25 protein-coding genes and 1 pseudogene are annotated in these 22028 nt (G+C 70.7%); 15 read left to right on the top strand and 11 right to left on the bottom strand.

Going from position 1 to position 22028, the window contains the following annotated elements; genetic code table 11:
• Window positions 1-669: 669 nt before the first annotated feature.
• A complete protein-coding gene (locus E1285_RS46735; RefSeq protein ID WP_207946787.1) occupies window positions 670-1080 on the top strand; it encodes an amino acid permease in 411 nt (136 codons plus the stop codon).
• 13 nt (window positions 1081-1093) lie between these two features.
• On the opposite strand, the gene E1285_RS47565 is transcribed toward E1285_RS46735, so the two are convergent.
• Complete coding sequence (locus E1285_RS47565) at window positions 1094-1282, bottom strand: hypothetical protein (RefSeq protein ID WP_243723020.1); 189 nt, start codon at window positions 1280-1282, stop codon at window positions 1094-1096.
• A gap of 59 nt (window positions 1283-1341) precedes the next feature.
• Between E1285_RS47565 and E1285_RS47560 the strand changes: the two genes are divergently transcribed.
• The 4 genes and pseudogenes from E1285_RS47560 to E1285_RS24535 all read left to right on the top strand — a co-directional run bounded on the left by E1285_RS47560 (window position 1342) and on the right by E1285_RS24535 (window position 4005).
• Window positions 1342-1692 carry a hypothetical protein gene (locus E1285_RS47560; RefSeq protein ID WP_243723019.1) on the top strand — a complete coding sequence of 117 codons (351 nt, stop codon included), beginning with the start codon at window positions 1342-1344 and terminating at the stop codon, window positions 1690-1692.
• 13 nt (window positions 1693-1705) lie between these two features.
• Window positions 1706-2248, top strand: a pseudogene (locus tag E1285_RS48415) (arginine deiminase family protein); the annotation flags it as partial.
• 88 nt (window positions 2249-2336) lie between these two features.
• Complete coding sequence (locus E1285_RS48410) at window positions 2337-2921, top strand: arginine deiminase family protein (RefSeq protein WP_347814097.1); 585 nt, start codon at window positions 2337-2339, stop codon at window positions 2919-2921.
• Window positions 2922-2973: 52 nt separating this feature from the next.
• Entirely contained in the window at window positions 2974-4005 is a 1032-nt protein-coding gene (locus E1285_RS24535) for a carbamate kinase (protein ID WP_165966741.1), read from the top strand.
• 495 nt (window positions 4006-4500) lie between these two features.
• On the opposite strand, the gene E1285_RS24525 is transcribed toward E1285_RS24535, so the two are convergent.
• Window positions 4501-5511: a hypothetical protein gene (locus tag E1285_RS24525; protein ID WP_132155962.1), complete on the bottom strand. Its 1011-nt coding sequence runs from the start codon at window positions 5509-5511 to the stop codon at window positions 4501-4503.
• A 447-nt stretch (window positions 5512-5958) separates the two neighbouring features.
• Between E1285_RS24525 and gap the strand changes: the two genes are divergently transcribed.
• Window positions 5959-6957, top strand: a complete 999-nt coding sequence (gene gap, locus E1285_RS24520) for a type I glyceraldehyde-3-phosphate dehydrogenase (RefSeq protein WP_132155960.1) — start codon at window positions 5959-5961, stop codon at window positions 6955-6957.
• 78 nt (window positions 6958-7035) lie between these two features.
• Here the strand turns inward: gap and E1285_RS24515 are convergent, their stop codons facing one another.
• From E1285_RS24515 to trxA, 3 genes are all read right to left on the bottom strand, one after another.
• Window positions 7036-7218 (bottom strand): hypothetical protein, encoded by a 183-nt coding sequence (locus E1285_RS24515; protein ID WP_132155958.1) that lies wholly within the window; start codon window positions 7216-7218, stop codon window positions 7036-7038.
• Window positions 7219-7279: 61 nt separating this feature from the next.
• Window positions 7280-7894, bottom strand: coding sequence for a methyltransferase domain-containing protein (locus E1285_RS24510; RefSeq protein ID WP_132155956.1), 615 nt, complete (start codon window positions 7892-7894; stop codon window positions 7280-7282).
• Window positions 7895-8020: 126 nt separating this feature from the next.
• The gene (gene trxA, locus E1285_RS24505; RefSeq protein WP_132155954.1) at window positions 8021-8395 is read right to left on the bottom strand and encodes a thioredoxin; all 375 of its coding nucleotides are present in this window, start codon (window positions 8393-8395) and stop codon (window positions 8021-8023) included.
• Window positions 8396-8554: 159 nt separating this feature from the next.
• Between trxA and E1285_RS24500 the strand changes: the two genes are divergently transcribed.
• Window positions 8555-8944, top strand: coding sequence for a DUF302 domain-containing protein (locus E1285_RS24500; protein WP_132155952.1), 390 nt, complete (start codon window positions 8555-8557; stop codon window positions 8942-8944).
• 12 nt (window positions 8945-8956) lie between these two features.
• On the opposite strand, the gene E1285_RS24495 is transcribed toward E1285_RS24500, so the two are convergent.
• From E1285_RS24495 to E1285_RS24485, 3 genes are all read right to left on the bottom strand, one after another.
• Entirely contained in the window at window positions 8957-9859 is a 903-nt protein-coding gene (locus E1285_RS24495; protein WP_207946786.1) for a sulfite exporter TauE/SafE family protein, read from the bottom strand.
• A complete protein-coding gene (locus E1285_RS24490; RefSeq protein ID WP_132155949.1) occupies window positions 9859-10425 on the bottom strand; it encodes a rhodanese-like domain-containing protein in 567 nt (188 codons plus the stop codon). Before E1285_RS24490 ends, E1285_RS24495 begins: the two co-directional genes overlap by 1 nt.
• A gap of 101 nt (window positions 10426-10526) precedes the next feature.
• The gene (locus tag E1285_RS24485) at window positions 10527-11891 is read right to left on the bottom strand and encodes an MBL fold metallo-hydrolase (RefSeq protein WP_132155947.1); all 1365 of its coding nucleotides are present in this window, start codon (window positions 11889-11891) and stop codon (window positions 10527-10529) included.
• A 218-nt stretch (window positions 11892-12109) separates the two neighbouring features.
• On the opposite strand from E1285_RS24485, the gene E1285_RS24480 reads away from it, so the two are divergent.
• Entirely contained in the window at window positions 12110-12379 is a 270-nt protein-coding gene (locus tag E1285_RS24480; RefSeq protein WP_132155945.1) for a metal-sensitive transcriptional regulator, read from the top strand.
• Between the two features lie 140 nt (window positions 12380-12519).
• Here the strand turns inward: E1285_RS24480 and E1285_RS24475 are convergent, their stop codons facing one another.
• Window positions 12520-13398, bottom strand: a complete 879-nt coding sequence (locus tag E1285_RS24475; RefSeq protein WP_132155943.1) for a universal stress protein — start codon at window positions 13396-13398, stop codon at window positions 12520-12522.
• Between the two features lie 153 nt (window positions 13399-13551).
• On the opposite strand from E1285_RS24475, the gene E1285_RS46725 reads away from it, so the two are divergent.
• From E1285_RS46725 to E1285_RS24450, 5 genes are all read left to right on the top strand, one after another.
• Window positions 13552-13926, top strand: coding sequence for a hypothetical protein (locus tag E1285_RS46725; protein ID WP_207946785.1), 375 nt, complete (start codon window positions 13552-13554; stop codon window positions 13924-13926).
• Between the two features lie 118 nt (window positions 13927-14044).
• On the top strand, window positions 14045-15400 hold the full coding sequence (locus E1285_RS24465) for a wax ester/triacylglycerol synthase family O-acyltransferase (protein ID WP_207946784.1): 1356 nt from the start codon (window positions 14045-14047) through the stop codon (window positions 15398-15400).
• Window positions 15401-15536: 136 nt separating this feature from the next.
• Window positions 15537-15842, top strand: coding sequence for a hypothetical protein (locus E1285_RS24460; RefSeq protein WP_132155939.1), 306 nt, complete (start codon window positions 15537-15539; stop codon window positions 15840-15842).
• The gene (locus E1285_RS24455) at window positions 15839-16786 is read left to right on the top strand and encodes a hypothetical protein (RefSeq protein ID WP_132155937.1); all 948 of its coding nucleotides are present in this window, start codon (window positions 15839-15841) and stop codon (window positions 16784-16786) included. Before E1285_RS24460 ends, E1285_RS24455 begins: the two co-directional genes overlap by 4 nt.
• A gap of 56 nt (window positions 16787-16842) precedes the next feature.
• The gene (locus E1285_RS24450; RefSeq protein WP_165966740.1) at window positions 16843-17235 is read left to right on the top strand and encodes a proteasome activator; all 393 of its coding nucleotides are present in this window, start codon (window positions 16843-16845) and stop codon (window positions 17233-17235) included.
• Here the strand turns inward: E1285_RS24450 and E1285_RS24445 are convergent.
• Together E1285_RS24445 and E1285_RS24440 are read right to left on the bottom strand one after the other, a co-directional pair.
• Window positions 17168-17890, bottom strand: a complete 723-nt coding sequence (locus E1285_RS24445) for a cation-transporting P-type ATPase (protein WP_207946783.1) — start codon at window positions 17888-17890, stop codon at window positions 17168-17170. The genes E1285_RS24450 and E1285_RS24445 overlap by 68 nt on opposite strands.
• An 11-nt stretch (window positions 17891-17901) precedes the next feature.
• Window positions 17902-20541 carry a bifunctional GNAT family N-acetyltransferase/acetate--CoA ligase family protein gene (locus E1285_RS24440; protein ID WP_132155933.1) on the bottom strand — a complete coding sequence of 880 codons (2640 nt, stop codon included), beginning with the start codon at window positions 20539-20541 and terminating at the stop codon, window positions 17902-17904.
• A gap of 385 nt (window positions 20542-20926) precedes the next feature.
• Here E1285_RS24440 and E1285_RS24435 point away from each other — a divergent pair, with 385 nt between their 5' ends.
• Both E1285_RS24435 and E1285_RS24430 read left to right on the top strand, forming a co-directional pair.
• A complete protein-coding gene (locus E1285_RS24435) occupies window positions 20927-21148 on the top strand; it encodes a hypothetical protein (RefSeq protein ID WP_132155931.1) in 222 nt (73 codons plus the stop codon).
• Between the two features lie 26 nt (window positions 21149-21174).
• Window positions 21175-22026 carry a universal stress protein gene (locus tag E1285_RS24430; RefSeq protein WP_132155929.1) on the top strand — a complete coding sequence of 284 codons (852 nt, stop codon included), beginning with the start codon at window positions 21175-21177 and terminating at the stop codon, window positions 22024-22026.
• The last annotated feature ends 2 nt before the right edge of the window (window positions 22027-22028 follow it).

The raw sequence follows: 22028 nt of genomic DNA, 5'->3' as shown, positions 1-22028 counted from the left end.
CTCAGCTTCTCCAGCGGCTTCGCGCATCACCAGCCTTGCTCGCGAGCGGCCCCGCCCAAGAGGGGCATCAGTCCACAACGGGTGGGACCTTCGGCCCTCGCGCGGCACCGAAGGCAGCAGGCCCCAGTTGGAGGGGCCGCAAGCAGGAACGCGCAGCCTCGCCGAACCTGAGCACCGACTCAGGACGGAACGGCTGTGCGTCGGATGACAAATGACACGGCGCCCATCGCCCCGCCTTGACAGGCCCACCCCCAAGAGACGCCTTTATCCCCCGCACGAACGACGGTCCTCCCTTCGGAACCGACCGCTCGGCCGCCAGCGACCATGCCGCCACCTCCGCCAAGCCGCTCGTTGCGGCCGCGGGCCACATGATGCGGGGCGGGCCGACAACGGCCTCCTGGTCGCCGGCTTTGGGGCGGTCGACCCCGCTGGGGTCGGTGAGTCACGGCGTGATCCATCACGCCCGCTGGCCCCGTCGCCGCCGTGCGTCCGTATGAGTGACAACGGGCCCGACGCGCCGGGCGCCGCATGCCCGAATCGGGGTCCGGTGGGGCCCGCAGGAGAGGACCTTGGTCCGCTGACCGGGGGACGGACGCCCGGCGCCCAGCCTGAGGGCGTGGTGATCAGCTGAGGACGCGGCGGTGGCGCCGTCGATGAGAGGAGACGCTGATGACTGCGCAACCGGCTCGCCGCAGACTGGGGCTGTGGATGGCCACCGCCCTGGTGGTGGGCAACATGATCGGGTCCGGCGTGTTCCTGCTGCCCAGCTCGCTGGCCGCGTACGGGCCGATCAGCCTGGTCGCCTGGGTGTTCACCGCGGCGGGAGCGATCCTGCTGGCGCTGGTGTTCGCCCGGCTCGCCCGCGCCTACCCCAAGACGGGCGGCCCGTACGCCTACGCGCGCAAAGCGTTCGGCGACTTCGTCGGGTTCCAGACCGCGTGGGGCTACTGGATCGCGATATGGGCTGGAAACGCGGCCATCGCGGTCGCGTTCGTCGGTTATCTGGCGCACTTCTGGGACGCGCTGGGTGAGGACAAGGTCCTCGCGGCGGGGTCGGCCTGGCGGCGATCTGGCTGCTGACCGCGGTCAACGCCTACGGAATCCGCCAGAGCGGCGCCGTCCAGGTCGCCACCACGATCATCAAGCTGGTGCCTCTCCTGCTGATCGCGGTCGGCGGGATCTTCTTCGTCAAGTCCGGAAACTTCGGTGAGTTCAATGCCAGCGGCCAGGGCGCGTTCGGCGCGGTGACCGCCGTGGCCGCGCTGACGTTGTGGTCGTTCATCGGGCTGGAGTCGGCCACCGTCCCCGCCGAGGACGTGGAGAACCACCGGGCTGATGGTCATGAACTACAACGCCGGCCTGGTCGAGCAGTTCACCTTCATCATCCTGCTGGCCACGCTTACCACCGTGATTCCCTACGCCTACGCGACCGCCGCCGACCTGGTGCTGCTGGCCACCGACCGGGCCGCGTTCTCCGGCGGGCGACTGGCCCGTGACGCCGTCATCGCGCTGCTGGCCTTCGGGTACTCGGTGTGGGCCATCGCCGGCGCCGGCTACGAGGTCGTCTACAAGGGCACGCTGCTGATCTTCGCCGGGATGCCCGTCTACGCCTGGCTGAAGTACCGCGACCAGCGCACCGCCGACCGGACCACCCGGCCCGGCAAGCCCGAACCACCCGCCCAAGCAGCCTAAGGAAAGGCCTCTTGTGTTCACCGTTTCCTCCGAGGTCGGGCGGCTGCGGCAGGTGCTACTGCACCGCCCCGACCTGGAACTGCTGCACCTCACCCCGGCCAACAAGGACGACCTGCTCTTCGACGAGGTGCTGTGGGCCAAGCGCGCCCGCCAGGAACACGACGTGTTCGCCGACACCCTGCGCGAACGCGGCGTCCAGGTGCACTACCTGGCCGACCTGCTCGCCGAGACCCTCAAGATCGACGATGCCCGCGCCCAGATCCTCGACCAGACCGCATCCGACATCGCGCTCGGCCCCACGGCGGCCGGACCGGTCCGCGCTGTGCTGGAGGACATGGACCCCATCGCCCTCGCCCGGCATCTGATCGGCGGGCTCACCAAAGCCGAACTCGGCCTGCCCACCGACAGCCTGCTGCTGTCGTCCCTGGACGACGGCGACTTCGTGCTGCCGCCGCTGCCCAACCACCTGTTCACCCGCGACCCGTCCGCATGGATCCACGAAGACATCACCCTTCACCCGATGGCCAAACCCGCGCGGCGCCGCGAAACCCTCCACCTGGCCGCGATCTACCGGCACCACCCGATGTTCACCGAGCGGACCGCCCCCGTCTGGTACCCGGGCGCGGACTTCACCCCTTCCCTCCTTGGAAGGCGGCGACATCCACGTCCTCGGCAACGGCGCCGTCCTGGTCGGGATGAGCGAGCGCACCACCCCGCAGGCCATCGAACTGCTCGCCCAACGGCTGTTCACCGCCGGCCGTGCACGCCACGTGATCGTCGCGCATCTGCCCAAGCGGCGCGCGTTCATGCACCTGGACACCGTCATGACAATGGTCGGCCCCGACACCTTCACCGCCTATCCAGAGCTGCCGCCGCTGCGGTCCCACACCCTGTCGCCCGGCCACGCCCACGGCCGCGGGGTGCTGGTGCACGAGAACGAGGCACTGTTCCCGGCGATCGCACGTGCGCTGGGCCTGTCCCGCGTCCACGTGCTGACCGCGCAGCAGGACGTCCGAGCCGCAGAACGCGAGCAGTGGGACGACGGCAACAACGTCCTGGCCATCGCACCCCGAGTCGTCATCGCCTACGAACGCAACGTCACCACGAACACCATGCTCCGCCACCACGACATCGAGGTCATCACCATCCCCGGCAGCGAACTCGGCCGCGGTCGCGGCGGTCCCCGATGCATGAGCTGCCCCCTTGAGCGCGACGAGGTGACCCCATGAAAGACCTCCTTCACATCACCGATCTGTTTACCGAACGGCTGAAGGGGCACCGATGAGGATCGTCGCGGCCCTGGGAGGCAAGGCGCTGCTCAGCCGGGGCGACCCGCTCGACGCGTCCGTCCAGATCGGGCACATCCGTGAGGCCGTGCGCGGCCTGGCCGCCGCGACGGCCGGGAACGAACTGATCATCACCCACGGCGACGGGCCCCAGGTCGGGATGCTGGCCGTGGAGAGCGCCACCGACCCGGCACTGTCCGCGCCTTACCCCCTCGACGTCCTCGGCGCCCAGACGCAGGGCATGATCGGCTACTGGCTGGCCCGGGAACTGCGGCGGGCCATGCCCGGTCGTGCGGTCGTCGCCGTGCTCACCGAGACCGTCATCGCCCCAGACGACCCAGCGTTCGCCCACCCCACGAAGTTCGTCGGCCACACCTACTCGGCCCCCGAGGCGCAACGGCTGCGGGCCGAACACGGTTGGGCCGTGCGGCAGGACGGGGCTGCCTGGCGCAGGGTCGTCCCGTCGCCTGCCCCCCGCGAGATCGTCGAACTCCCCACCATCGCCCGGCTCGTCGACGAAGGCTGCCTGGTCATCGCCGCCGGCGGTGGCGGCATCCCGGTCGACCCGGATCATCAGGGAGTCGAGGCCGTGGTGGACAAGGACCTCACCGCGGCACTGCTCGCCGAACGACTCAAAGCCGACACGCTGCTGCTCCTCACCGACGTCCCGGCCGTTATGCACGAGCACGGGGCGGCGAACGCCCGCCCCATCCGCCAGATCACTCCTCGGGCGCTGCGTGCGATGGATCTGCCGAAGGGATCCATGGGCCCCAAGGCCGAGGCCGCCTGCCGCTTCGCCGAGCACCGTCACGGCGCCGCCGCGATCATCGGCTCTCTCACGACATCACCGCGCTCATGTCCGGCACCGCGGGCACTCGAATCGAGAACGAGAACGAGGACTTCCGTGCCTGACCGAACCTCCTCCTGCCGGGAAGACCTCCATCCGAGGCCTGCGTTTCTCCGCCCGGAAAGGGGGTCGGGATCGCGCCTCCACGGGGTAACACAGAGCAGGAACGGAGGGCCATGAGCGACGAACTCCAATACCTTGATCCGGCCACCTGCCTCACGCTCGTCCAGCAGGTGGCCGTCGGCCGGATCGCATGGGCCCAGGACGACGGGACTGTGACCGTCCTGCCGGTCAACTTCATCCTGGACGGCGAAGCCCTAGTCTTCGCCACCGCTCCGGGCGCCAAGCTCGACGCAGTCCATGGCGGACGACCGCTCACCTTCGAAGCCGACGACCTCGAACCGGCGCTCAGGACCGCCTGGAGCGTCCTCATTACCGGGCAGGCCGAAGTCGTCACCGATTCGGACGAGATCGAACGCCTCCGGAAGCTGCCCCTTACCCCGTGGATCCGTTCCGCCATGGGCCTCTTCGTACGGCTGACTCCCTGTCACATCAGCGGACGCCATATCCCCCTGCATGCCGGCGGGTCACGACAGAAGGCATCCCACCCACAGACGAACCCACGTGAACCTCACGCGGTCGACAGACCTCCAGGCAACCGGCGCTTGGAGATCGTCATGTCTCCTCGATCACTTCCTCGACCGGGCGACGGACGGTTCCCAGTTCCTCCCCATGAGGGACGCCCAGGCGCAGCAGCATCTGCGGGTGAGCGCCGTTGCAGAAGTGGGCGCTGATGAACCTACGCAGCTCGGGCACTTCGAGTGCCTGGGTGTGGAAGGCCGCCGCCAGGTCGCGTTCCGTGGCCCTCAGGAGTACACGCTGCATCGCCTGCCCTGTGCGCAGCCAGTCGGCGGGCGCATCGCCGCCGGTGACCAGCAGCAACGTCAGCCCGGCCAGGGCCGTCCCAACGTCCTGCGAGCTCGGCGCACCCCATCCGTGGCCACGGGCGAAGTCCCGGGCCGGGAAGTGCGGCGTGGTCTGCGGGACTTGTTGCGGGTACGCGCGTTCCTGGACGCCGTCCGTCCGGGACGTGCGGGGCGAGGGCGCCCAGCGGGCGATCTCCGCCGCATGTGACCCCGTGCGCTGCTGGACGTGCTCGGCCGCCGTGGTCAGAGCCGCCAAGGCCCCCTTGACGTCCGCGTCCACAGCCTCGACCAACCGGGCCCCTTCACGTTCGGCGTCGTGCCGTATGGCCGCCAGGACCCCCGCGGGCACCGGGTCCGGGCGGAACCCGCCCCGGTGGGTACGGCGCCGCCGGATCTGCGCGTGCTCACGCAGGGTCTGCTGATCCGGGCGCTCCCCCGGCTCCAGGTCGACGTCGGCCAGAAGGTGCGGACGATCAGGATCGGGGAGCAGCCGGACGCGTGGCGTGTACCCGAGCGCGCGCAGCGAGCTCCTCAGGTTGTAGAGCGCCGCACCACAGCTGATCAGCATCTCGCGGCCGTCCGGATCCGCCACGTCGAGACGGCGGTCGGTGTCCGCGCTAAGAGTGATCCGGGCCCCGCGCAAGCCGAACCGCCATGGCTGGGTGTTGTGCACCGAAGGCGCCCACAGCGCGTCCTCGACGGCCTTGCGGGCATCGGCCGACACCTGCTCGGACGGAGCTACCGCGTTTCCGTACTGCATGGTCACTCCCTTCCAGATCTCCTGTTTTCAGTTCATCACCCGGAAGCCGGACGGTCTCAGGGACGAAGGTCCGCTACGGCCGGGACTTTTCCCGGCGCCCCGCCAAAAACCCATCCGGATGGATGGCCACCGGGCGCGCACATGGAGGATCCATAGATGAAGCGGGAGGAGTACTGCGCCGCTTTAGACGGCGTCACATAGTGCACGGTGCGTGGTCGCCCACTTCGCCCTACCGCTCTATCGGGCTTCTCCCGCTCACCAACAATGAGCATCCGCGGAGCTCCGTACTTCCAGGGCCGAAAGTCCCTCTTCGCCACACGGCAGCGTGGACTCACCGCGACGAAGGTCCCTGACGCCGCCCACTCCTCTCGGCGGAGCCTGGAAGTAGCGGCCAAGTCGGCCCTGGACAGCCCAGGGCCGATGCCCTCCGACCGTATGGGAGACGAGATGACCATCCCAGTAGGGATCAATGGATTCGGGCGCATCGGGCGCAACTACCTGCGCCTGGCGCTGGACCGCGGCCAGGAGGTCGCCGCGATCAATGACATCACCGACACCGCCACGCTCGCGCACCTGCTTATGTACGACTCCACCTACGGGCGGCTCCGCAGGACGGTGGAATACGACGACTCGGCACTGATCGTCGATGGCCGCCGCATTCCGGTCACCGCCCATCGTGAGCCGGCCGACCTCGACTGGGGCGCGGCCGGCGCCGAGATCGTGATCGAATCCACCGGCAGGTTCCGGCGGCGCGAGGATGCCGCCGCGCATCTGAAGTCCGGCGCCCGCAAGGTGATCCTCTCGGCCCCCGGCAAGGACGTGGACGCCACGATCGTGATGGGCGTCAACGAGCACGTCTACGATTCGGACCGACACGCCGTCGTCTCCAACGCCTCGTGCACGACCAACTGTGTCGCCCCCATGGCGAAGGTCCTCCACGATGCGTTCGGGGTGGTCAGGGGCTACATGACGACCGTCCACGGCTACACCAACGACCAGAACCTTCTCGACTCACCGCACAAGGATCTGCGCCGCGCGCGTGCCGCAGCCGTGAACATGATTCCGACCAGCACGGGCGCCGCCCGCTCCGTCGGCGCGGTCATCCCCGAGTTGGCGGGGCGGTTCGACGGCATGGCCCTGCGCGTCCCCGTCGAGGACGGATCCCTTGTCGATCTTGCCTGCCTCCTCGATCGGCCGGTGACCGCCGAGGAGATCAACGAGGCGTTCACCCAGGCCGCCGACGGCCCATTCGCCGGGATCATCCGGTACAACACCCACCCGATCGTGTCCCGTGACGTGATCGGCGACCCGGCCTCCTGCGTCTTCGACGCCCCGCTGACCCAATCCAGCGGTGAACTCGTGAAGGTTTTCGGCTGGTACGACAACGAATGGGGCTACACCTGCCGCCTGGCCGATCTCGTCGACCACGTCGCCGCCCGTCTGTGACGACGCCTGCACCGTCGTCGTCACCGAATCGGTGCCTGTCCGCGCCCCGGGGGCGCACGACGGTCCCGGTTCGGTCGCTCAGGGGCGTCCGCTCCGGCTCAGTACGGAGCGGGTGCCCGCGGTGTTCTCCAGGTCCTCGCGTGCCGAGACCACGACCGTCGCCACAGCCGCGCCCTGCGGGCTGATCACACGGTCGGCGTGCACGGTGGCATTGAGCGCGGGATCGAGGTCGGTGCCCAGGTAGGCGAGGTCGGCGGTCATCGCGGCCGCGCAGGCACGCAGGCACGCAGCCTGTGGTGGTAGACGCCCAGCGCCGAGGCGCTCATGGGCGATGGGCGAGCAGGAACGCGTCGATGGCTGTGCGTGGCCCCTCGTCGGTGGTGATATCCCGGGTTCTCGGCTCCGCTCGTAGGACCTGGAGCCCGTGCCCTTCGATGTCGGACGCCGCATCCTGCGCGGTGTACAGCACGGCGGGATCCTGCGGTCCGCCGACACCGTGCGCGAGGTTGTCGCTGTCGTGTGCCACGACGAGCAGCAGCCCGGCGGGCGCCACCGCGTCAGCGGCGGCACGCAGCGCATGGCGGCGCACCTGCTCGCCGACCTGAAGATAGGCGACGATCACGAGGGCGGCGCCATGGCGGACCGGGACGTACTCCCGCAGATCGGCCTCGACCAGTTGGAGACGGTCCGCATGTTCGCCGAGCCGCCGCGCGGCGAGCGAGCTGGCCCGCGCGAGCCCGGCGGCGGAGAAGTCGACCGCGGTGACCGTCCAGCCGCGCTCGGCGAGCCACAGCGCGTTACGTCCCTCACCCGCGGCCAGGTCGAGGGCGTTGCCCGCCGGCAGGTCCGCCGCAACCTCCTGGACCCATCGGTTGGGCCCGGCCGACCAGACCAGTTCGCTGCCGGTGTACCGGCGATCCCATCCTGCGCTGTCCACGACTTCTTCCTCCCCATAGGCCGGCCTCGGGTGCGAAACGACATCGCCGGGTTCCGTTCGCCCGGCAGAAGTCACACGGCCACCTCGGCCGGCGATCCCGTCGTCCGGCACATTCTTCGCCGCCCCTCAGGCGCTGCGCTCGTGCTCATGTCCCGCCGCGCGGCGGCGCACGTCGTCCATGTCCACGGCCCGGGCCTCCTCGATCAGCTTCTCCAGTTCCGGCTCGCGCAGCGCACCGGGCTGGGCGTACAGCACGACCCTGTCACGGATGATCACAAGGGTCGGGATGGACGAGATCTGGAAAGCAGCGGCCAGTTCCTGCTGGGCTTCGGTGTCGACCTTGCCGAACACGATGTCGGCGTGCTTCTCGGAGACCCGCTCGTACACAGGGGCAAAGAAACGGCAGGGCCCGCACCAGCCAGCCCAGAAGTCGATGAGGACCATGTCGTCGCCTCCGAGGACGTCCTCGAAGTTCTCGCGTGTCAATTCGGTCGTGGCCATCTCGGTCTCCTTTCACCCTCCAATACCTTTACGGGTATTACAACAACCGCTATGCGGCTTGGATTCCAGCAGATCACATACTGGTAGGGGTATCCTGAAGGTGCCCGGAAGGGACTGCGCCGCACCCGCCCGGGCTGTCGATGACGAAGGGAGAGTTCCATGAATTACGGCATTACCGTTCGGCTGCGCAGGTCGTTCTCCGAGACTGTGGAGCAGGTCAGGACGGCGTTGGAGGAACAGGGGTTCGGCGTGCTCACCGAGATCGACGTGCGCGCCACGCTGCAGGAGAAGATCGGCGAGACGATGGAGGACTACCTCATCCTCGGCGCCTGCAACCCGCCGCTCGCCCACCGTGCCTTGGAGGCCGACCGTCAGATCGGTCTCCTGCTGCCCTGCAACGTCGTGGTCCGGTCCGAGGGTGACGACACCGTCGTCGAAGCGCTGGACCCTCAAGTCATGGCCATGGTGAGCGAGCAGCCGGGCCTCCGGCCGGTCGCCGACGAAGCCGCCGGGAGGCTCACTGCGGCGTTGGATTCGCTGGGGCGCTGAGCAGGCCGATCATCACTGCACCGGTTCCGGAGGGATCGGGCGCTCCGCTCCCCGCCCGGTCGATGGCCTGTGCCGCCTCATGTGCGTCAAGAATGCGGCGGTCGCGGCCACCGCAGCAATCCCTAGGGCCGCCCAGCCGCCGGGAGTGCCGAACACGGCGTGGCGCATCGCGGCCGGCGCCTCCTGGATCACCACGAATACAGCCATCACCAGGACGAACCATCCGAAGACCTGCCGGAGCCGCTCCGGATCGATGCGCCCGGCCAGCCCTGAACCGGCGAGGCCACCGAGTACCGCCGCGCCGGTCACCGCGAGGGTCAGCGGCCAGTCGATGTGGATACCGGCGAGGTGTCCGGCCAGTCCGGCGAAGGACTTCATCGCGATGACCAGCAGCGAGGTCCCGACCGCCACGGGCATGGGAAGTCCGCCGAGCAGGACGAGAGCGGGAACGACGAGGAAGCCGCCGCCCGCCCCGACCAGCCCGGTGACGAGCCCCACGGTCACTCCTTCGGCCAGGATCCGGAGTAGGGGGCGATCCACGTGCCCGCCCGTGGGAGCGGGACGGCTGCGCAGCATCGCGACCGCGGTCACGGCCATCATCACCGCGAAGGCGGCCAGCAGTACGCCGCCCGGGATGAAGGCCGCCAGCCGTCCGCCCGCGTAGGCGCCCGCCATGCCGGCGCCGCCGAACAGTAGCCCGGTGCGCCAGCGGACGCGGCCGGTCCGGGCGTGCGGTAGAACACCCGCCACTGAGGTCGCTCCCACCACGAACAGCGACATCGCGATCGCCTGCTTCACCTCGGCTCCGGCCACGTAGACCAGGATCGGCACGGTGAGGATGGAGCCCCCGCCGCCGAGCAGGCCGAGTGAGATACCGATGGCGAGCGAGGCGAGCAGGGTCATCGCGAGCGTCATCACGGCCGCCGATCCCGCAGTTGCGCGATCATGCTCTCGGCGCCGCAGGCCGGCGCGCGGTTGAAGGGCAGCTTGGCCAGCAGCATGCCCATCATGCAGGTGTTGGTCAGGGCCGCGACCGTCAGGCCGGCACCGATCGCGGCGGCCAGCCATTCCAGGCCCGGCACGAGGAGTCCGCCGACGACGCCGGTCAGCACCAGGAGCCCGGCGACCAGGCGCACCTGGCGTTCCAGGTCCCAGCGGGACCGGTTCCGGTTGAGCGGCGCACCGGCCGCTTCCCAGGCGACGATTCCGCCCTCCAGGATGTGCACCTTGGTCATGCCGGCCTCGACGAGCGCCCGCTCGGCCTGGCTCGCGCGGGCGCCGGTCCGGCAGATGAGAACGACGTCGTCCATGGAGCCGCGCAGCTCGGCGCGGTGTTCCCGCAGCGTGTCGAGAGGGACGTTGTAGGACCCGGGGATGTGCGCCGCGGCGAACTCGGCGGGGGTGCGCACGTCCAGCAGGCGCGGCGCGTCGGGGGCGGCGACGCGGTCGCGTAGGGACTCCGCGTCGATCTTCGAGCACATGGGCGACATATCGGTCTGCTTTCGTCGGTTGGGGGCCGGTTCCGGGCCCGGGTGCGGGCAGGGACCCGGAACGGAGATCGGCGATTCGGGCGGTCCAGGTGTCAGGCGGCGGACGCGACGACCGGCAGGCCGGCGCGGACGCCGGCGTCGTACTCGTCGTCGACGGCGACCACGCGCCGCCCGGCGGCGGCCAGGAACGAGGCGGCGATGGCGGCGCGGTAGCCGGCCTGGCAGTGGACCCACACTTCGCCGCCGGGCACCTCGTCCATGCGCTGCGACAGGTCTTGCAGCGGGATGTGCAGTGCGCCGTCGATGTGCGAGGCGTCCCACTCGTGGGAACGGCGCACGTCCAGCACCACGACCGGCCGGTGGTGCCGCACGGCGGCCAGCTCACCGAACGACGCCCTCGGGAAGGAGGCCAGGGGCTCCTCGCCGACCCAGCGTTCCGGGCCGCCGGTCGCCGACGCGGCCGGGCGGTCGATGCCGATGCGAACCAGCTCACGCTGGGCGGCCGCCACGTCCTCGGGCGTCTGGCCCAGCAGTGTCAGCGGTGTGCCCCACGGGACGAGCCAGCCGAGGTAGGTCGCGAAGCCGCCGTCCAGCCCGAAGTTGAGCGTTCCCGCCATGTGCCCGGCCGCGAACGCCGTCCGGGTCCGCAGGTCGACGACCCACTCCCCGGCCTCGATACGGCGGCGCAACTCGGCGGCGTCCGCGCGACGCGGTTCCGACAGGTCGGGCGCTTCGGGTCCCGCACTGTTGGCCGGGCCCATGTGGGCGTAGTAGGCCGGCCAGGCGTCCAACCCGGCCAGCAGGGTCTCCACGTACTCCTGCTCGTCCAAGGTGAGCACGGGATTGGTGCGCTTCTCCTGCTCGATCGTCGATGCTTCGGCCCCCGACTGGGTGGCCGAGCAGAAGCTGCCGAACCCGTGCGTGGGGAAGACCTCGGCGTCGTCGGGGAGCTCACGGATCAGCCGGTGTGCCGAGCCGTACTGGGCGGTCACCAGGTCGTGGGTGTGGGCCGGTCCGAGCAGGTCGGGCCGTCCGGTGGATCCGTACAGCAGCGACCCGCCGGTGAACACCGCGGGCGCCCGGCCCGGAGCCTCCAGGACGTAGGCCAGATGCGTGAACGTGTGGCCGGGGGTCGCCAGGACCCGCACCCGCATCCACGCACCGACGTCGACGATGTCCCCGTCGGAAACCGCGTCATGCTCGAAGGTCACGGGGTCTGCGGCGTTGACGTGGTACGCGGCTCCCGTCGCCTGGGCCAGTGCCAGGCCACCGGTCACATAGTCGTTGTGGATGTGGGTCTCGAAGACGTCGAGGATCACCGCGTGCCGCTCCTCGGCCAGGGCGAGCACGCGGTCGATGTCACGTTGCGGATCGACCACGAACGCGACCTCGCCGTCAGTGACGAAGTAGCTGCGGTCCCCCAGCGTGGGGGTATCGATGGGAACGATCTCGATCATCGGACTGCCTCTCTCCAACTCGTCAGGCGGCGTTCTCACAGAGCCCACACACCTGTCCGCATACCCCCCGGGGTATATGTCCTCAGGTTAACCGAAGTTCGAGACGGCACGCAAATACCCCCAGGGGTATAGACTCAGGCATGCGGGGCGGGCTCGGCACCGACCCAGGCCGATCCGATCGCGGGGCGCCATGCCCTGGTGGGCATGAGGAGGGCGACATGAAATTCGAGGCGGACTCGCTGGCCGATGTCCTCGTACGCTTGCGGCGTGCGCAGGGACAACTCGGCGGCGTCATCCAGATGATCGAGAACGAGCGGGACTGCAAGGACGTCATCGCCCAACTGGCGGCAGTGTCGCGGGCGCTGGACCGCGCCGGATTCAAGATCATCGCGACCGGCCTGGAGAAGTGCGTCATGGAGGGTACGGACCCCGAACAGGCTCAACTGGACCTTGAGCAGTTGGAGAAGCTGTTCCTGAGCCTCGCCTGACCTGGCTGCGGACACCGCTGCGATCCAGCGGCCATGCGAAGGACGGCGGCCTGCGGCACATGCGACGGGCTCGCCGCCCGTCCACCCCAGGGGGAGGGGCGGGCCCGACCGTCAGCCGCGGTCCATCCCCGCAGGGGTGGTCACGCCCGACCGCGTACGACGGCGACGGGGCAGTGCGCGTGGTGCAGGAGCGCTTGGCAGACCGAACCGAGGAGCAGGCCGGCGAAACCGCCGCGGCCGCGTGCCCCCGCGACCACGAGCCGGGCGTCGCCACTGGCATCGATGAGCGCCGGACGGGTGCGGGCTTGCACCAGCCTGGTGCGCACGGTGACGTCGGGATACTTCTCAGGCCAGCCCGCCAACGCTTCGGCCAGGACGCGTTCTTCCTCGTCACGCAGCATGCTGATGTCGTACACCAGCGGCAGTGGATCGCCCGGGCCGGTGGAGACAGGCCCGGTCCATGTGTTCCAGGCGTGCAGGGCGATCAGTTCGGCGCCGAGCATCGAGGCCTCGGCGAAGGCGAAGGCGAAGGCCGCTTCGCCGACGGCCGAGCCGTCGACGGCGAGCACGATCGGTCCGCTGGGATCCGGTTCACCGCGGACCACAAGCACCGGGCAGCGGGCGTGAGCGGCCAGATGCACCGCCGTCGAGCCGACCACCAGACCACTGAAACCGCCCAGGCCCCGGCTGCCGACCACCACCAGCACGGCCTCACGCGACTCCTCCTCCAGTACGGTGACCGCCGCACCGGTCACCACCCAGGAGGTGATGGGCAGCTCCGGAGCCACCGACCGTGCCCGCTCGACCGCCTGGCTCACGAGACGATCGGCCATGTTGCGGAACCCGCCGGTCGGCGGGCCGAGCGGCGAGGGGCCTAGCGGCACCCGCAAAAGCGGCCAGACGAAGGCATGCACCACGCGCAGCGGCGCACCACGCGACTGCGCCTCACGGGCTGCGGTCTGCACAGCGGTCAGGCTCGACTCGGAGCCGTCCACTCCGACTACGACCGGGCTGTTCATCGGCCCTCCTCGAGATCACATCTGTGTTCTGCCTGCGAAGACCGCCCGCCCCGCAGGAGGCCACCGGCGGCGAACGCCGATGCCCGTCGAGCAGACGGGATCCTGCGATCAGGCGATGGTGACGGCGGTGTCGAGATAGACGTCCTGGATTGCGTGTATGAGCGCCACCCCTTCCTGTCGCGGGCGCTGGAACGACTTGCGTCCGACGATCAGGCCCATGCCGCCGGCCGCGTTGCGCGGCCCTTGGCGCGGCTACGGCCCAAGGAAGAGGCCCTGCTGGCGGACGGTCTGCACCGGACGCTCGATGCCCGCGAACACCGGCTCTTCTCCGGGGTGTTCGGGCGCGAGCACATCCCCCTTGCCGGGCACCTGGTCTGCAAGCTGCTGGGAATTCGGTACGGCGACTACCGGGACCGGCCGGGGATCGACGCCTGGGCCTCGTCCATCGCCCGCGAGCTGGCTTCCGGGCGTTCAGCACCTGCCCACGGGGCCGGTCCGCCGGAACCCTCGCACCGTCCCGTGACCTGAAATCCAGGTTGCAGGACCTTCGTCCCGCCGGTCGCGGGGCCAAAGCCGGTGGGTACGGCCACGCGTACGAGGTTGGATCGAAGCGAGACCTCATTCGGGACGGTGGACGATGCAACGGATGAACGCGCTGGACGCCGGGATGTTCTTCGCCGAGAACGACACGGCGCCGCTGCAGATCGGGACGGTCACGGTGTTCGAGGGACCGGCGCCCGACTACCCGGATCTGGTGCGGCAGATCTTCGCCAGGCTTCGGCTCGCACCGCGCTGCCTCCAGCGCGTCCGGACGGTCCCCTTCCATCTCGCGCACCCCGTCTGGGTGGACGATCAGCGTTTCTCGGTCGGCGACCACGTGCTGCGCACGCTGGCGGCAGAGCCCGGCGGCCCAGAGGAACTCCGGCATCTGGCAGGCCGCATCCTGAGCGGGCCCTTGGATCTGACCCGGTCTCCATGGGAAGTGTGGCTGGTCGAAGGACTGGCGGACGACCGCTGGGCACTGATCTCCAAGGTGCACCACTGCATGGTGGACGGGCTGGCCGGCATCGACCTGCTGGGGGCACTGCTGGACACCGACCCCGATTGGGTGCCCGCGCAGCCCCGGGTGTGGATGCCCGAGCCGGAACCCCCTGCGTGGGCGGTACTGCGCGGCGGCATCGCGGACAGGCTGAAGGGCTTCCAGCGGCAGGCCACCCGGCTGTTCCTGCCCGTCGTGCGCGACTCGGTCAGCGTCGCCGGCGCGATTCCCGGTTACGCGGCGCGGCTGGCCGGGTCGGGCATGTCCTCGCTCAACGGCCCGACAGGGCCACGTCGGCGCTGGTCCCGGGCTTACGCTGAGCTGGACGAAGTGGACCGCATCCGGCGCACGTTCGGAGGGTCGGTCAACGATGTGGCCCTCGCCGCCACGGCGCACGGCTTCCGCGACCTGCTCGACGCTCGCGGCATCCTTGACGAGAAGTCGGTCGTCCGCGCGATGGTGCCCGTCTCCGTCCGGTCGTCCGACGAGCGCGGGGTCCTCTCCAACCGGGTGTCGGCGGTGCCGGTGGACCTGCCGTGCGGGGAGCCTGATCCGCTGCGCCGCCTGCAGTTCGTCCGCGCGCAGATGGACGACCTGAAGAGCCGTGACCAGGCCGCCGGGCTGGACGCCTTCCTCCGGCTTCTCGGCGCCGCCCCTGGCCTGCTGGCCGCGGCCGCCCATACGGCGCTGCGGCGGCGCCAGCCGCTGATCCACACGATCGTGACCAACGTCCCGGGCCCGCCGATCCCGCTCTACGTCATGGGGCGCCGGATGCTGGAACTCGACCCTTACATCCCGATCACGGCGGGCGTGCGCATCTCGGTCGGCGTCGTGTCCTACGACGGAGGCCTGGCGTTCGGGCTCACCGGCGACCACGACGCCGTACCCGACCTGGAGACCCTGTCCGCAGGGATCCGCGACGGCATCGACGAACTACTCAAAGAGGCGGCCCAAGCCCCGTGAACCGGCCGAGCTCCCAGAGCTCCACCGCCGGGCCGGGAGGACCGAACGTCCCCCTGCAAAGGGACCTTCGCGCGTACCGCCGCTGGACACGAGCCGCAAGCCTGGAGATGCAGGCCCTCTGGAGAAGGTGAGTGCTATGCGCAAGAAGGTCCTGGTTCTCGGCGGGAACTTCGGCGGCCTGACCGCCGCGCTCAGCGTCAAGCACGCCCTGGACGGCGACGTGGACGTCACGGTGGTATCGGCATCCGACCGGTTCCTGTTCAATCCCTCACTCATCTGGGTGCCGTTCGGCAAGCGGACCGAAGACGACATCACCTTCCCGCTCGCACCGACCTTCGAGGGGCACGGCATCGAGTTCGTGCACGCCGCGGCCACGGCGATCGCGCCCCTGGCGAAGCGAGTGCGGACGACGGCGGACACCTACCGTTACGACTACTGGTGATCGCCACCGGCTACCGCAACGACATGACCGTCCTGCCCGGCCTGGAACCGGCGAACGGGGTCCACACCATCACCACCCTCCAGGACGCCGTCGAAGCCGGAGCCGGCTGGCGCCGGTTCCTGGACTCCCCCGGACCGATCGTCATCGGCGCCGCCCAAGGCGCCGGCTGCTTCGGCGCGGCCTATGAGTTCCTGTTCAACACCGCCTACCAGCTAAAGAAGGCGGGCCTGAAGAAGCGGGTGCCGCTGACCTATGTGACCGCCGAACCGTTCCTCGGCCATTTCGGCATCGGCGGGCTTCCCGGCGGCGAGTGCCTCCTCAAGCTGTTCTGCAAGAAGGAGGGCATCCAAGCCGTCACCGGCACCGCGATGGCCGAAGCGTCCCCCGGGAAGCTCTTGCTCGACGACGGCGGCGCGCTCGACTTCGCCTACGCGATGGTCATCCCGCCGTTCCTCGGGCAGCACGTCATCGCCGCCACCGCGGGGCTGGCCGACGGCAAGGGCTTCGTACCGGTCCGCGACGCCTACCAGTCGATCGCCCACCCGAGCATCTACGCCGTCGGCGTCGCCGCCGCCGTGACCGTCCCGTGGGCCACGGCCATCCCGGTCGGCATTCCCAAGACCGGGTTCCCCACCGAGGTGCAGGCCCGGGTCGCCGCCGCCAACATCGCCGCCCGGATCCGCGGCGAGCAACAGACCCGCCACAAAGAGCTTCGGCGACATCCCCGCCATCTGCGTCATGGACGCCGGCAACAACGGCGTCACGATTCCTCGCTGACCGCATGCTCCCGCCGCGCAAGGCAGGCGTGCTCCTCCCCGGACCGCAGGCGCACGCCGCCAAGCTCGCCTTCGAGAAGTACTTCCTGTGGAAGGCCCGCAAGGGTCATGTCCGCCTGCCCTGACCGTGCCGGCCGCCTGGCCGCCAATCCGAGGAAAGCGATATGAACGTCCGACGAGAGCCACCCGAGCGCCACGGCAGGCACACCTCGGTGCCCACGCGCATGACCGTCGTGATCGGGCAGGGCCACGAGGCCCGCAGCAAGGGCTATGGGGTGACCGCACCCACCCGGCTGATGCGCACCTGGCGCATGCTCACCGCCGTGAACGAGGAACTGCATTCCGGCATCGCCGATGACGCGGCAGTACACCGGGCAGCCATGGTGTTCAACGTTCTCCGCAAGGAGGCGATCAGCTCACTTTCCCCGTCTCTGGCCGACGAAGTGCGCAAGTTGCTACCGCCGCTGGCCGAGGACTCCGACCTCGCCGACACCCGCGTCGCCTGCGCGAGCGCCCTCGGCTGGCTCGACAGTCTCATGACCTCGATGCTCATGCAGCTCGCCGGGCAATCCGAACCCGTCGGCGGCGGTGGAGTTCGTCGGCCGCCCAGACGATGACCGGGAACGTGGCGATGATGGCCAGGACGTCCCAGGGCAGGGCGGCGGTGCCGAACAGGTCTTGCAGGGGCGGACGCTGTCCGTCAACCCGTACCGATTCGCCGGTCAGCATCGATAGGTCGACCTCCAGCGCCCCGTCGGTCAGCCGGGCGTCGGCGGGGACCTTGTCGCCTTCCGCCAGGACGATGAGATCTCCGGGGACGAGCCCGGCGGCCTCCGCAACCTGGCGGCGCCCGTCCGGGACGACATGGGCCTGCTCGGGCAAGTAGGCGGCCAGCGCCTCGACCGCACGCTCTGCCTGATGCTCCTGCAGCAGCGCGAACACGGCGCTCACCATCACCACAGCAAGGATGGCCCAGCCCAGCACGGGCATCCCGGCCACGAATGCCAGGGCACCCGCGCCCCACGGCAGCAGGGCCAGCGGATGGGCGAACTGGGCGGACAGCAGCCGCGGCAGCGACCGCTTCTCGCGTGGCTGGACCTGGTTGGGCCCGTACACCGCCAGCCGTCGGGCGGCCTCGCGTCCGGACAGGCCGCGGTCGCCGGTGCCGAGTTCCTTGCGGAGCAGCGGCAGCGGTTCCCGCGGATCGGTGGTCGTCGTGGCCGGATCCAGTGGGCCGCCGTCGGCCCGGTCATCTGGACGGTGATGTCGCACGACCTCTCCCGTCAGCGCAGGCGGCGCAGGTAGGGGTCCCAGGTGCGGCGGGGGGTGAGGCGGATGCGGGCGTCGACGGCCACCACTCCGTCGGGGCGGACGATGGTGGGGTTGAGATCGAGTTCGGCGATCTCCGGGTGGTCGGCGGCCAGCCTGGACAGGCGCAGCAGCGTGTCGCGCAGCGCCGGAACGTCACCGGCGGGGCGGGCGCGGTGGCCGTGCAGCAGGGTGGACAGGCGGGGTTCGCCGATCAGGTCGTCGGCCTCCTGTGTGGTAAGCGGTGCCAGGCGGGCGGCTCGGTCGGCCAGGGCGTCGGTGTCGATGCCGCCGGCGCCGAAGATGACGACGGCGCCGAACACCTCTTCCTGGACGGCGCCGCACAGCACCTCGACGCCCTCGTCCGCCATGGCCTGGACGACCACGCCTTCCAGGTCGTCGCCGAAGCGTTCGTCCAGCCACCGGAAGGCTTTGCGGACGTCGTCTTCGCCGCTCAGGTCCAGGTGCAGGGCGCCGGCCGCGGTCTTGTGCACCACGCCGGGCACGTGCGCCTTCATGGCGACGGGCACGCCCATCTCACGGGCCGCCGCGATCGCCTCCGCCTGCGTGCGGGCCCAGCGCCACGGCGCCAGCGGGAGACCGTAGGACTCCAGCAGGCGGAAGGTCTCGGCGGGTGGGAGCCAGCCGCCCTCCGGCGCGCCGGCCAGGTATCCGCCGATGATGCGGCTCGCCTCGTCCGGCCTCAGACCCGTGAGGGCGGGTGGCGCACTGGCCCGGGTCCCGTGGCGGCGTGCGTGGGACCAGGCGTGGGCGAACGCGCGGACGGCGTTCTCCGGGTAGGCGTAGCAGGGGATCGCGTCGTCGACGATCGTGACCGTCTCCGGCTGGCCAAGTACCACGGCCGCGATCGGCTTGCCGCAGTCGCCCAGGGCGGGCCGCAGGTCGCCGAGCGCGGTCGGGGCCACCAGGGCCAGGACCACGTCCACGGCGTCGTCGGCGGCGACGGTGGCGATGGTCTCGCGGAACAGGTCGGCGGGAACGGCGGCGGTGGTGTCGACGGGGTTGGCGACCGCCGCGCAGGACGGCAGCATCGCGGTCAGGCGCCGGCGGGTGGCCTCACTCAGAACCGGGACGGTCAGCCCGGCGTCGGCGCAAGCGTCGGCGGCCAGCACCCCGCCGCCGCCCGCGTTGGACACCACCGCCACCCGCGGACCGGCCGGGAGCGGCTGGGTCGCCAGCAGCGCGGCGGCGTCGACCAGTTCGCCGAGGTCGTCGGTGGCCACGATCCCGGCCTGCGCGAACAGCGCCCGGCGGGTGAGTTCGGGGGTCGCGGCGGCCGCGGTGTGCGAGGCGGCCGCCCGGCTGCCGGGGGCCGAGCGTCCGGCCAGGACGGTCAGCAGCGGCATCCTGGCGGCGACCCGGCGGGCCGTCCGGGCGAACTTGCGGGGATTGCCGAAGGACTCGACGTGCAGGATGCCCAGCCGGGTCGTCTCGTCCGACTCCCACCACATGAGCATGTCATTGGCGCTGACGTCGAACTTGTCGCCGACCGAGGCGAACGTGGACAGGCCGACGCCGAGCCGGGACAGCTGCTCGACCAGGGCGATTCCCACGCCACCGGACTGCACCGCCACGCCCGCCGCACCGGGGACGGGACGGCGGGCGCCGAAGGTCGCGTCCAACCGGATCCCGGTGTTGGCGATGCCCAGGCAGTTCGGCCCGACCAGCCGCATGCCGTACTCGCGGCACACCGCCACCAGGTCGCGTCCCTGGTCGCCGGTCAGCCCCGAGCTGATCACCACCAGCGCCGAAGCCCCGGATCTGCCGCAGGCGGCGGCGGCCTGGACGACGGCGTCCGCGGGCACGGTAATGACCGCCAGGTCGGGGGGCTCGGGCAGGTCGGCGAGCGTCGCCACGCACGGCACCCCGTGCAGGTCCGCGCCCGCCGAGTGCGGGTTGACCGCGTAGACCGGGCCTTTGAAGCCGCCGGCGACGATGTTGCGGACGATCTCCGCCCCGACCGTGCCGCGGCGGCGGGACGCACCGACGACCGCGACCGTCCGCGGCCTCAGCAGCGGCTCCAGGCTCGCCACATCCGCAAGCCGCTCCCGCTCGGCCACCGCGTCGAGGTATCCGTCGTCGGAGGTCAGCGGCATGGTCAGCTCGACCACACCGTCGCGGATCTGACGACGCGCGGGCATCCCGGCGTCGGCGAACACGCGCAGCATCGCGGTGTTGGCGGGGAGCGTGTCGGCGCGGAAGGCGGCGACGCCGTTGGCGCGGGCCAGCGATCCCAGGTGCTCCAGCAGCAGCGTGCCGACGCCGCGGTGGTGCATCCGGTCGGCGACCGCCATCGCGACCTCCGCCTCCCCGGGCACCTCGGTCGGCTCGTACTCTGCGACCCCCACCAGCTCGCCGCCCAGCCACGCTCCCAGAGCCGCGTGATCACGGTCTTCGGGGCGGCAGACCTGCCCGGCCACCCGCCCCGCCATCGACCGGTTGAGGCCGAAGAAGCGCAGGTAGATGCTCTCATCACTCAGCCCGCCATGGAGTTCGCGTACCGCGTCGCGGTCCGCCTCGACCAGCCGTCTGATCTCCACCTGGGTGCCGTCGGTCAGCAGCGCGAACACCTGCGCGTCGGTTAGCTCCGTCATGCTCCCAGCGTCGGCCGATCGCGGCGCCCGGACCAGCCTCCCAAGGTCACCTGCGGGCAGGACCTTCGTCCCCTCAGCGGCCGGGTGGGCCCGCACTCACGCCCTGACCGCCTCCCACCTACGGTCACCGCCCACGCCTCGGCGGCATCGCCGCCCGGAGTCCATCACCGTGCCCGGCGCCGGCCGCGCGTTCACCAGCCGGGTCCCCTCCGGATCACAAGAGCGGACTCGTCTCCACGGTGCCGTGACCGCGCCGGCCTGGTAAGGGCCGGGCGGCGGCGACCGAGGGACGAACGTCCCTACGCGCCGGGGCTGCGCGCGGCAGACCCTGAAATCGGCACCGCGGCCGCCACCGGGCGGCTCGCCGACGCAAAGGAGTTTCGCGATGGCGAGGCAGATCACCCATGGATCCTTCACCGCGGTCTTGGAGGACCGTGTCGCGGTACTGGAGCGGCAGGTCACCGCGCTGACCGAGGCGGTCCGCCTGCTGGCCGCCGCCGTGGAGGGCACTCCCCTGGACCCGCCGGACGGCGACACCTCACCGGCCGCGCGGCGCGCGCACGAGCTGCTCCTGCTGCCGCCCCTGGCACCCACCACCCCTCGCTGACCGTCACATTCAGAGGAGAACAGCACATGTCCACGCAACGAACGATCATCCTGGTCGGAGTCGACGGCTCTCCATCATCCGACCGCGCCATCGGCTGGGCAGCGGACGAAGCCGCCCGGTCCGGCCGGACCCTGCGCCTGCTCCACATCGTGGAGACCGCCGCCCTGGACCTCCCCGGGCACATGACCGACGGCATCGCCGAGGCGCTCGTCGAAGCGGGGAACCAGATCCTGCGCCACGGCCAGGCGCACGCCGAGCGGCGGCAACCGGAGCTCGGCGTCGAGACCGTGGTCGCCCACGACCGGAACGTCACGGCGGGGCTGCGGCACCACGCCGACCAGGCCGCCGTGGTAGTCGTCGGTCATCGCGGCCGAGGCGGCTTCACCGGGCTGCTGCTCGGCTCCACCGGCCTGCGCCTGGCCGGCCACCACCCCGGCCCGGTGGTCGTGGTCCGTGATCAGGCCGACACCGCGGCGGACGAGATCGTGGTCGGGCTGGACCTGGTCGAGGACCCGGCGCCGGCGCTCGACCACGCCTTCGCCGCGGCGGCCGCCCGCGGGGCCTCGCTGCGAGTTCTGCACGCCTGGCGGCCCGCGCCGCTGGCCGTCGAGGCGCGCGTCGATTCACGGATCGTGACCGACACCCTCCGCGGCCACCTGTCCACCGTCGTGGCTTCGTGGCTGGACCGGCACCCCGACGTCAAGGTCATCGAGGACGTCGTCATCGGTCACCCGGCGAACGCGCTGGCCGCCGCCTCAGCGCACGCCGCACTGGTCGTCGTCGGATCCCGAGGCAGGTCCATCCCGCTCGGGTCGGTCAGCCACGGCGTGATCCACCACGCCCAATGCCCCGTCGCAGTCGTCCGCCCCTGCGACTGACC

Origin of the sequence: Actinomadura sp. 7K507 (assembly GCF_004348425.1) — a bacterium.
GTDB lineage: Bacteria > Actinomycetota > Actinomycetes > Streptosporangiales > Streptosporangiaceae > Spirillospora.
This window is presented reverse-complemented; position numbering and strand designations above follow the sequence as displayed.